This is a genomic window from Trebonia sp. (assembly GCF_049794275.1).
Lineage (GTDB): Bacteria > Actinomycetota > Actinomycetes > Streptosporangiales > Streptosporangiaceae > Trebonia.
Genome location: NZ_JBARCR010000404.1, coordinates 1 through 10,128 on the forward strand (window position 1 = coordinate 1; position 10,128 = coordinate 10,128).

Below are 10,128 nucleotides of genomic sequence, written 5' to 3' on the forward strand. Positions count from 1 at the left end.
TCGAGCGGCTGCGCGCGGAGGGCACCGCCCTGCTCACGCAGTCCCTGATGGGGCTGACCCCGGAGCAGCGGGCCGCCCTGGCGACCGCGCTCCCCGCCCTCGAGCAGCTCGCCGAAGACCCGGCGACTCAGCGCGCCCGCTAGACAGCCGCGGGCCGGGCGAGCTCCTGTTAGTCATCACCGGGCGGCGGCAGCAGTTCGGTCTTGAACCGAGGGGCGAGGTTCCTCGACTTCGCGATGAACGCCGCCTGTGCGTCCGGGCTGAGCGGCGGCGGCGCCTCAGTCCGGGTGGCAACTGCCTGGCCGACCAGGGTGAAGAACTCGTCTTGGCCTGCGGGCGCGCACAGGCACAGGAGCCGTGACGGCGTGCCGGCGGAGTTGGTGAAAGAATGCGGCGCGTTGGCCGGCACATTGACCGTCTGCCCGGCCCGCGCGACGGTGGTTTCCCCGCGGAACGTCACCCGGACCTCTCCGTCAAGGACGGTGAACATCTCCTCGAAGTCGTGGCGGTGCGGAGGCGGCCCGCCGCCCGGCGGAACGTGCATGTCGATGAGGGTGTATTTGCCTTCCGTGTCGCGGCCGGTCACGAGGATCGTGTAGGTGTCGCCGACAAGCCCGATGTGCGGGAGGCTCTGATCCTCGTCGGGCCGCGCGACGGTGAGCCTGCGTGACAGGTTGTCGGGCGGAACCGTGTTCGGCTGGTTGGGCATGATGTCTCCTCGTGGTGCGATGGTCGGCTGGCATTCAGCGGGCGAGCTCGTCGAAGAAGCTCGGAAACGGAGCATTTCGTCCGCTTCACCGTAACACGCATGCCAGCCGGGTCGTCTGGGGGGTTGAATGAAGACATGGTGGCCCACGACAGCTTGCGGGAGCCGCGCAGCGACGCGGCCCGCAACCACCAGGCCCTCGTCCGGGCCGCCACCGCGGCACTGCACCGAGAAGGCCCGCGCGTGCCCATGGCAACGATTGCCGCCGATGCGGGAGTTGGCATCGGCACTCTTTACCGTCACTTCCCCACCCGCGAGGACCTGCTCGGGTACCTCACCCACACGTCGTTCGAGCAGGTACTCGCCAACGCCAGGGCCGCAGCAGACGACGGGACGACCGGCGCCGAGGCGCTGCGGCAGTTCATCGAGGCGGCGATCAGCCAGCGCAACGAACTCGTGCTGCCGCTGCACGGCGGACCGTCCCCGACATGGGACAGGACACGCCTACTCCGCGAGGAGGTCCACGGGATAATTCAGCAGATCATCGACCGCGGGCGGACAGACGGCACCATCACCCGCGACGTTACCCCGCAGGACGTCGTCACATTCGGAGCGCTGCTCGCTCAGCCACGCCGCTCCGGGCCAGCCTGGGACGCGACATGCCGCCGCCTGCTCGGCACCTACCTCGCCGGCCTAAGCTCCCCCCGTTAGAAGAGCAGCGCGGTTAGCTGGCTGCGGGCCCGCTTCACCTGCGGGTCGTCCGGCGGGAAGATGTCGAAGAGGCTCAGCAGCTGCACGCGCGCCGTGTTGCGCTCGTCGCCCGACGTGCGCCGGATAACGCCGAGCAGCCGGTCGAAGGCCTCTTCGGTCCGGCCGCTGGCCAGCTCGATGTCGGCGACGCGCAGTTGCGCTTCGACGTCGGACGGGCTCGCGGCGGCGTCGCGGCGCGCCGCGGCCTGATCGTAGCCGCCGACCCGCTTGATCAGGGTCGCCTGGGCGAGCCAGCTCTTCAGCAACGGGTCGCCGGGGGTCTCGGCGAGCGCCTTCTCGATGACGCTCGTCGCGGTGTCCATGTCGCCGCTTTCCATCGCGGCCTGCGCCTCGGCGTAGGCGGGCGGCAGGTCATCCACGGCCGACAGGTCGTCCGCGCCGTCGGCGCCGGGAACGCCGTCCGCTCCTGGGGCCCCGACGCCGACCTGATCGGCCACCGCGAGCACCTGGGTCAGCCACTGCCTCACCTGGGACTCGGGCATCGCGCCGAGGAACGCGTCCACCATCTGGCCGCCGATGATCGCGACGACCATGGGAATGGACTGCGCCTGGAACGCCTGGGCGAGCCGCGGGTTCGCGTCCACGTCGATCTTGGCGAGCACCCAGGCGCCGGCCGCCTCGTTGGCAAGCTTCTCGAGCACCGGGCTGAGCTGCTTGCATGGCCCGCACCAGTCCGCCCACAGGTCGACGATGACCGGCGTGGTGCGGGACCTTTCCGCCACGTCGGTGTTGAAGGTTTCTTCGGTGACGTCGAACACGAACGCCGACGCCTCGCTGCCTGACTCGCCGGTCTCGGCGGCCCTGGCCGCCTGCTGCCTGCGCTGCGCGGCGGCCTGCCGCGCGCCGAGGTCAACGGCACCGTAGATGGAGAAATCCCGCGGCTGCTGCATAACTTCTATCCTGCCCCATGTTCATTGCGCTCTGTGCACTAGGCGTCAGCGACATCGGCGCCCGGCTCATTCCCGAGCGACATGCCGGCGTGTCGCGGCACCGAGTGTAGCATGTCGTGTGCTACACTCGGCTCATGCCACAGAAGGGCGACCGGCGCCGGGGTAAGCCGCTGAACCCGGACCTGGGCTACTCCGGAGACCCGGTCCATCACGCGTCCACGAGCGTGCCGCGGCGGATCGGCATCAGGGAGCTGCGCCAGCACGCGAGCGTCTACGTCGACCTGGTGGAGCGGGGGTACACGGTTGACATCACCAACCGCGGCCGCCTGGTGGCGCAGATGATCCCGGTGCGCCAGCCGGACAGCCCGCTCGAGCGCTGGATCGCGGCCGGCGTCGTCGAGCGGGCCGAAGAGTCCGGCAGCGTGCTCGACGTCGACCCGTACCCGGCGTCGCCCGGGCGGGGCGCCCGGGGCACTAGGCCCAGCGCGAGCGAGCGGCTGCGCCAGGCACGCGTGGACGAGGGCGAGGCACAGTCGTGATCTACCTCGATTCCTCCGCGCTCGTGAAGCTCGCGCTGACCGAGCCCGAGTCGGAGGCGCTCGCCAGCTGGCTGGCGGAGCGCGCGGACCAGTCGCTGGTGTCCAGCGCCCTGCACAGGGCCGAGGTGCTGCGGGCCATCTGGCTCGCCGAGCCTGGCGCGATCCCCCGCGGCCAGCGGATCATCCGGCGGATCGGCCGGGTGGCGCTCCGCGACGACGTGCTCGAAACCGCGGCGACCCTGCCGCCCGCCGGGCTCGGCACCGCCGGGGCGATCCACCTCGCCTCCGCGCTGGCCATCCGGCGCGACCTGGTGTCGTTCGTCGCCTACGACAAGCCGCTGCTCGAGGCCGCGCGGGAGGCGGGCCTCCCGGTCGACAGCCCCTCCTGACGCACGGTCAGACGCGGCGGGCGCGGAAGACGGTGTCGTGAGCCGTGACGGGCCGGCCGTCCGGGTCGGTGGTCTCCCGTTCCGCGGTGACGTTCGTGACGATCTCCCACCCGTCCCCGCCGATCTCGCTGGCGAGTTCGTCGCCGGTGAAGAGGAGCTCGGGATGGTTCGGCCGCTGCAGCGTAGTGTCCAGGTCCATCGGATGGTGACCGACGATCAGCAGCGTCCCGCCGTCACGGACGGCCGCGGCCAGCCGGGCGAAGAAGGTGTGCCTCAGTGCCCCCGGCAGGTGTATGTACTGGGACGTCACCAGGTCATAGGCGCGCCCGGGCGGTGTCCACTCGATCAGGTCCTCGCGCAGCCAGCGGATGCGCGCGGCCACCTCGTCGCCGGCCTTGGCGGCGTGTTCGGCCGCCCGGCCGAGCGCCACGCCTGAGACGTCCACGGCCGTGACCTGCCAGCCGCGCTCCGCTAGCCAGATGGCGTCGGCGCCCTCTCCGGCGCCGGCGTCCAGTGCCGTTCCCGGTGCGAGGCCGGCCGGGCCGCCGACCTCGGCGACCAGGTGATGGTTGGGGTTCCCGCTCCACAGCGCGTGCGCGGAACTGTACCTGGCGTCCCAGAACGCCGCGTCAAACATCTCAGGACCATGGTCATGACCGCTCATCGCGTTCCTCCTCAGGCTTCGCCGCCATGATGCACGGCCGAGCGCAGGTTGGCAAATTAGGTTGCCGATATGGCAAAATGACCAGATGACCGACGAGACAGATCAAGCCCTCGCCACAGTCGGGCCGCGGCTGCGGTCGCTGCGGCAGGACCGTGGCACGAGCCTGGCCGAGGTGTCGGCCGTGACGGGCATCTCGGTCAGCACGCTGTCCCGGCTGGAGTCGGGCCAGCGCCGGGCCACGCTGGAACTGCTGCTCCCGCTCGCCCGCGCCTACCAGGTGAGCCTGGACCAGATCGTGACGGCGCCGGTGGCTGACCCCCGGGTGCGGCCGAGTTCCTTCCGGCGGGACGGGATGACCTACTATCCGCTGAACCGCAGGCCCGTCGGCCTGCAGGCCTACAAGCTGGTCATTCCGGCCGGCAGCAGCAGGCGGGTGCCCGACCCGCGCAGCCACGAGGGTTACGAATGGCTGTACGTGCTCGACGGCAGGCTCCGGCTGGTGCTCGCCGAGCACGACGTGGTGCTCACGTCCGGCGAGGCGGCCGAGTTCGACACCCGGGTGCCGCACTGGTTCGGCGCCGCCGGGCCCGGGGCCGTCGAGCTGCTCAGCCTGTTCGGCCCGCAGGGCGAGCGCGTGCACGTTCGCGCGGGTCCGGTGGAGCGGGACGGCGGGGAGACGCCACGGGCCCGTTCGGGAAAATCCTAAAAAGCCGCCGGTTCTGAGTAGCTGCCCCACTCGGCGCGCAGCGCGCCGCATATCTCGCCTAGCGTGGCCTCCGCGCGGGCAGCCTCGAGCATCGGGGGCACGAGGTTGGCGTCGGTGCGGGCGGCGGCGGCCATCGCGGCGAGCGCGCGGTCGACGGCCGCCTGGTCGCGGCTGGCGCGGCGGGCGGCCAGCTCCCTGACCTGGGCACGCTCGACATCGGGGCTGATCCGCAGGATCTCCAGCTCGCCGCCCACGGTCGCGGTGTGGCCGGTGACGCCGACGACGTGCTTCTCCCCCTTCTCCAGCTTCTGCTGGTACTCGAACGCGGCGTCGGCGATCTCGCCGGTGAACCAGCCGTTCTCGATGCCGCGCAAGATGCCGCCGGTCATCGACCCGTCGGGCGACATGCCGCGGATCTTGGCGAAGACCTGCTCCGCTTCCGCCTCGATCCGGTCGGTCAGCGCCTCCACGTACCACGAGCCGCCGAGCGGGTCGGCGACGCCGGTCACCCCGGTCTCCTCCATGATCACCTGCTGAGTGCGCAGCGCCGTCTCCGCGGCCGCCTCGCTGGGCAGTGCGAGCACCTCGTCGAGCGCGTTCGTGTGCAGCGAGTTGGTGCCGCCGAGGACCGCGGCGAGGGCCTCGATGGCGGTGCGGACGACGTTGTTCTGCGGCTGCTGGGCGGTCAGCGACACCCCGGCGGTCTGAGTGTGGAACCTCATCCATTGCGCGCGCGGTGTCTTCGCCCCGTAGACGTCGCGGAGCCATCGGGCCCAGATCCGGCGGGCGGCACGGAACTTCGCGATCTCCTCGAAGAAGTCGATGTGCGCGTCGAAGAAGAACGACAGGCCAGGCGCGAACTGGTCGACGTCCAGACCGCGCGAGATGCCGAGCTCTACGTAGCCGAAGCCGTCGGCGAGGGTGAAGGCGAGCTCCTGGGCGGCCGTCGAACCGGCCTCCCTGATGTGGTAGCCGGAGACCGAGACGGGCTTGTAACGCGGGATGTTCTGGCTGCAGAACTCCATCAGGTCGCCGATCAGGCGCAGGTGCGGCTCGGGAGCGAACAGCCACTCCTTCTGGGCGGTGTACTCCTTGAAGATGTCGGTCTGCAGGGTGCCGTCGAGCTTCCCGATGTCCTTGCCCTGACGTTCGGCGGCGACCAGGTACATGCAGAAGACCGGGACGGCCGGGCCGCTGATCGTCATCGACGTGGTGGTCTCGTCCAGCGGGATGCCGTCGAAGAGCTCCGCCATGTCGGCGGCCGAGTCGATGGCGACGCCGCAGTGGCCGACCTCGCCAAGCGACCGCGGTTCGTCGGAGTCGCGGCCCATCAGCGTCGGCATGTCGAACGCCACCGACAGGCCGGCGCCGCCGGCGCCGAGCAGCATCTTGTACCGCTCGTTGGTCTGCCTGACGTTGCCGAACCCGGAGAACTGCCTGATCGTCCACGGCTTGCCCCGGTAGCCGGTGGGGTACAGGCCGCGGGTGAACGGGAACTCGCCAGGCCAGCCGATCCGGTCCGGCGGCTCCTGGTCGTCCGGCGGCCCGTAGACCGGGTCGACGTCCAGGCCGGACAGAGTGGTGAAGTCAGCCTCGCGCTTGGCCGCCTGCTCGTAGCCGCGCCGCCAGCGCTGGCGCCCAGTCTGGCTCTCTTCGGACCTGTCTTCGGCCACAGTCCCCCCTTGGAACTTCGGAATTAGTAGGACGTCCTACTATCTACCCGGCTTCAGTGTAGCTCCAACCAAACACGGGCTAACTCCAACCAAACACGGGCTAGGTCCAACCAGGGGGCCGGGTGCGGCGTCTAAAGGGGAGGTCAGGCGCGTTGGTCCTGCCACGGCGCTGCGAAGGTGTGGTAACCATTGAAGTACCCCACGAATATCCTCGGGGATGCGCCACCAGTTGATGACGGCATCGGCTTCGGTGGCGCTGGCGGTGCGCTAGCCGCGACGGCTTCAGTACGGCTATCGCGGGCGACGTGGACGCAGGGAGGACCGGTGGGCACGGACGCGGGCGCGGAGACCGGCCCCTACGCCACCGTTGCCGCTGGCACTGGCACCGGCGCCCGGCGCGTGCTCGCGGAGCAGCTGTTCGCGGCCAACTACCCGAAGCTGGCCGGCTGGGTGCGGCGGCTGGTGGACGACGATGACACCGCGCACGAGATCGCGTCCGAGGCGTTCGTGAGGCTGCTGTCCAAGTGGACGAGCCCCACCAAGCTGGACAACCCGCAGAGCTACCTGTACATGATCGCGACGAACCTGGTGCGAGACCACTGGCGCAAGCTAGAGCGAGAACGCCGTGCGATGCGCACCGTGACCGCGAACACGGAAGCCGAGCCGTTCTCCGACCCGGCGCAGGACGTCGACGTCCGGGAGCTTCTCCAAAGGCTGCCGGCCCGGCTGCGCGACCCGTTCCTGCTGCACTACTACGCCGGGTTCGGGATCAAGGAGATCGCGGCGCTGCTCAAGCGGCCGGAGGGCACTATCAAGGCCGACCTGTACCATGCCAGGGCGAAGCTGAAGGAGGCGCTGGCGGAGCGCGAGGGGAGGGCGGCCGATGCCGGATAACGACCAGCGCGATCCCCTCGACAGCTGGCTGGATCAGCAGGTCCAGCCCCTGCCGCCACCGCCTGGCACCTTCGAGCTGGTCACTCGCCGGGCGCGCCGCCGGAAGATGCGCAAGCTGGCGGTCACCGTCGTGTCCGCCGCCGCGGTGGTGGCCGCGGCGGTCATCGCCACCCCGCCGCTGCTCTCGCTGAACGTCAAGCCCACCCCGCTGGCGGGCAGCGCGGCAGGCAGTCAGTCGTCGCCGACGGCCAGCGGCGGCGAGCAGCCGAACGGCACGGCGACCAGGTACTCGCCCAAGCCGCCGACGACGCCGCCCAGCCTGGCGGCCCCCGCCTACGGCCCGGTGCCGCCCAACTTTCAGCCGGTCTCGGTCACGTTCGTGAGCACGAGCAGCGCCTGGGTCATCGGCCAGGCCGGAACGCCGGGCACCTGCGCCAACAAGAGCAACCCGTACATCTGCACGTCGATCGCCTTTACCAACGACGCGGGCAAGACCTGGCATGGCGGTCCCGCGCCCGCCACCACGGGCCCGAGCGGCGCGCAGGGCGTGAGCGGCATCAGGTTCCTCGACGGGACGAGCGGCTGGGCGTTCGGCCCCGAGCTATGGGCAACGCACGACGCGGGGAAGACGTGGAACCAGGTTGACACGCGCGGCGCCCGGGTCACCGACCTGGAGACCGCCGGGGACCGGGCGTTCGCGCTGTGGGCCACCTGCTCGGGCGGCGCGTCGACCGGATTCGCCGCCGACTGCACCAGCTACACGCTGATGACCACGACCGCGAGCAGCGACAACTGGACACCAGTCGGCAGCGCGACGACCGGGCTCTCCTACGGGGGCGCCGCCACGTCGGCGGTGCTCGCGCTCACGTCCGCGACCGGATACCTCCTGGGCCCGGACGGGACGCTGTACTCCGGCCCGCTCGACGGCGGGTGGCAGAAGGCGGGCGCGACCGGGTGCCTTCCCGGTGCGGCCCAGTCGAACGGGCTGCCCGCCGGGGCCTTCCTTGCCCTGGTGAACTCGGGCACCGTGGACGTCGCGTGCGACGTGGCCGGCGCCTTCCAGGTGTCCGCGTCGTCCACCGGCGGCTCAGCCTGGATTCCGCAGCCGCTGACCGTATGGTCGGCCGTGACCGCCCCGTCCGGCGTCACCTCGCTGACCGCGACGCCGGGAGGAACGCTGGCGCTAACCACCGCCAGCGGGATCTACGTGCTGCCCGCGGGCGCCGTGCAGTGGAAGCAGGCGAGCGTCGCCAGTGCGCCGGACGGCGGCTTCAGCTACGTCGGCATGACGACGAACGACCAGGGCGTGGCGCTGGCGGCCAACGCCTCGCTGCATGAGATCTGGATGACTTTCGACGGCGGCCAGAGGTGGGCGGCGCGCACGACGATCACGCCGGGCAACTAGTCCTGGAGGAAGTCGCCGGCCGTTAGCCGGAGCCCGCGCAGCAGCGCGAAGAGGTCGGCCCGCTCGGCCTCGGAGTACTCGCCCATGCCGAACTCGGCGGTCATCAGGTCGCGGGTCGCTACCCGGACCGCGTCCCTGCCGCGCTCGGTGATCTCCGCGAGCCGGCCCCGGCCGTCGTCCGGGTTCGGCCGCCGGACCACCATGCCCTGCGCCTCCAGCCGGTCGATCGTGTTGGTCACGGATGTCGGGTGCACCATGAGCCGTTCGCCCATGACGCTCAGCGGCAGCGCCCCGGCACGGCTGAACGACAGCAGGACAAGCGCCTCGTACCTGGCGAAGGTCAGCCCGTACGGGCGGAGGATCGCGTCGAGTTCGGCCAGCAGGATCTGCTGAGCGCGCATGATGGAGGTGACCGCCGCCATCGCCGACGACGGTCCGAATCGGTGTTCCCAGATCCGCGCCGCGCGGTCGATGGGGTCAAAGGGCAGGCCAAGCGCTTTCCGCACAGGGCACACATTACGCACCCAGCACGATGGCCAGCACCTCTTCAGCCGCCTCGTGCGGGGCGCAGGTGCCGTCGGCGACCCGTGCCGCCAGCTCGTCGGGTACCCGTAGCCTGTCGCGGACCGCGCCGAAGGCCAGCGCGGCCACCTCGTCCCGCGCCCTGGCCAGCCGCCGCCGGTCCCGCTCGCCGCTGTCCGCCAGCCATGTCCAGTGCCGGTCGAGCTGCCTGACGAGCTCGTCGATCCCCTCGCCAGCCGTGGCGACCGTGGTCACGATCGGCGGTTTCCAGTCGTCGGTCGCCAGCGCCACCATGGCGCGCAGGTCGCGCACCGTCGCCTGAGTGTCCGGCCGGTCGGCCTTGTTGACCACGAGCACATCGGCGACCTCGAGCACGCCGGCCTTCGCCGCCTGCACCGAGTCGCCCATGCCGGGCACCACGAGCACGACGGTCGTGTCCGCGGCCGACGCGACCTCCACCTCAGCCTGGCCCACGCCCACGGTCTCGACGAAGATCACCTGGTAGCCGGCCGCGTCGAGAACCCGGACCGCCTGCGGCGTCGCGGCGGCGAGCCCGCCGAGCTGGCCGCGGCTGCCCATCGACCTGATGAACACCCCCGGGTCGGTCGCGTGCTCCTGCATCCGCACCCGGTCGCCGAGCAGCGCGCCGCCGGAAAACGGGGAGGTGGGATCCACCGCGAGCACCGCCGTCTTGAGGCCGCGGTCGCGGAAGGCCCTGACCAGCGCGCCGGTGACGGTGGACTTGCCGGCGCCTGGCGCGCCGGTCAGCCCGATGATGCGTGCGCCGGCCGGCGGCTTCAGGTCCTTTATCACCGAACGGGCCCGTTCGTCCCCGTCCTCAACCAGCGAAAGCACCCGGCCGAGGGCACGCGCGTCCCCGGCGTTTACCCGGTCGGCGAGGCTGTCTGTGTCCAGCGCTGTCACGGGACCCGCAGCAGCAGGGCCGAACCCTGGCCGCCGCCGCCGCAC

General features: G+C 71.1%; 12 protein-coding genes. 6 read left to right on the plus strand and 6 right to left on the minus strand.

Annotated features, from left to right (window positions below):
- Positions 1–169 precede the first annotated feature (169 nt).
- Complete coding sequence (locus WA805_RS11000; protein WP_422279143.1) at positions 170–709, minus strand: cupin domain-containing protein; 540 nt, start codon at positions 707–709, stop codon at positions 170–172.
- A 135-nt stretch (positions 710–844) separates the two neighbouring features.
- On the opposite strand from WA805_RS11000, the gene WA805_RS11005 reads away from it, so the two are divergent.
- Positions 845–1,417, plus strand: coding sequence for a TetR/AcrR family transcriptional regulator (locus WA805_RS11005; protein ID WP_422279141.1), 573 nt, complete (start codon positions 845–847; stop codon positions 1,415–1,417).
- Here the strand turns inward: WA805_RS11005 and WA805_RS11010 are convergent.
- Positions 1,414–2,367 (minus strand): tetratricopeptide repeat protein, encoded by a 954-nt coding sequence (locus WA805_RS11010; protein WP_422326262.1) that lies wholly within the window; start codon positions 2,365–2,367, stop codon positions 1,414–1,416. The two genes, WA805_RS11005 and WA805_RS11010, sit on opposite strands and share 4 nt — an antisense overlap.
- A gap of 134 nt (positions 2,368–2,501) precedes the next feature.
- On the opposite strand from WA805_RS11010, the gene WA805_RS11015 reads away from it, so the two are divergent.
- Positions 2,502–2,906: a type II toxin-antitoxin system Phd/YefM family antitoxin gene (locus tag WA805_RS11015; RefSeq protein WP_422340422.1), complete on the plus strand. Its 405-nt coding sequence runs from the start codon at positions 2,502–2,504 to the stop codon at positions 2,904–2,906.
- A complete protein-coding gene (locus WA805_RS11020) occupies positions 2,903–3,295 on the plus strand; it encodes a type II toxin-antitoxin system VapC family toxin (protein WP_422279135.1) in 393 nt (130 codons plus the stop codon). The genes WA805_RS11015 and WA805_RS11020 overlap by 4 nt, the downstream gene beginning before the upstream one ends.
- Positions 3,296–3,302: 7 nt before the next feature.
- On the opposite strand, the gene WA805_RS11025 is transcribed toward WA805_RS11020, so the two are convergent.
- Positions 3,303–3,959, minus strand: a complete 657-nt coding sequence (locus WA805_RS11025; RefSeq protein ID WP_425242294.1) for an SAM-dependent methyltransferase — start codon at positions 3,957–3,959, stop codon at positions 3,303–3,305.
- An 85-nt stretch (positions 3,960–4,044) separates the two neighbouring features.
- On the opposite strand from WA805_RS11025, the gene WA805_RS11030 reads away from it, so the two are divergent.
- Positions 4,045–4,665: a helix-turn-helix domain-containing protein gene (locus WA805_RS11030; protein ID WP_422340421.1), complete on the plus strand. Its 621-nt coding sequence runs from the start codon at positions 4,045–4,047 to the stop codon at positions 4,663–4,665.
- Here WA805_RS11030 and WA805_RS11035 read toward each other — a convergent pair.
- The gene (locus WA805_RS11035; RefSeq protein WP_425242295.1) at positions 4,662–6,338 is read right to left on the minus strand and encodes an acyl-CoA mutase large subunit family protein; all 1,677 of its coding nucleotides are present in this window, start codon (positions 6,336–6,338) and stop codon (positions 4,662–4,664) included. The genes WA805_RS11030 and WA805_RS11035 overlap by 4 nt on opposite strands.
- A 324-nt stretch (positions 6,339–6,662) precedes the next feature.
- On the opposite strand from WA805_RS11035, the gene WA805_RS11040 reads away from it, so the two are divergent.
- Both WA805_RS11040 and WA805_RS11045 read left to right on the plus strand, forming a co-directional pair.
- Positions 6,663–7,232: an RNA polymerase sigma factor gene (locus WA805_RS11040; protein ID WP_422273499.1), complete on the plus strand. Its 570-nt coding sequence runs from the start codon at positions 6,663–6,665 to the stop codon at positions 7,230–7,232.
- Entirely contained in the window at positions 7,222–8,637 is a 1,416-nt protein-coding gene (locus tag WA805_RS11045; RefSeq protein WP_424560966.1) for a hypothetical protein, read from the plus strand. The genes WA805_RS11040 and WA805_RS11045 overlap by 11 nt, the downstream gene beginning before the upstream one ends.
- Here WA805_RS11045 and WA805_RS11050 read toward each other — a convergent pair.
- Entirely contained in the window at positions 8,634–9,143 is a 510-nt protein-coding gene (locus tag WA805_RS11050; RefSeq protein WP_422273495.1) for a MarR family winged helix-turn-helix transcriptional regulator, read from the minus strand. The two genes, WA805_RS11045 and WA805_RS11050, sit on opposite strands and share 4 nt — an antisense overlap.
- Positions 9,144–9,153: 10 nt before the next feature.
- Positions 9,154–10,074 carry a methylmalonyl Co-A mutase-associated GTPase MeaB gene (meaB, locus tag WA805_RS11055; RefSeq protein ID WP_422289768.1) on the minus strand — a complete coding sequence of 307 codons (921 nt, stop codon included), beginning with the start codon at positions 10,072–10,074 and terminating at the stop codon, positions 9,154–9,156.
- Positions 10,075–10,128: the final 54 nt, after the last annotated feature.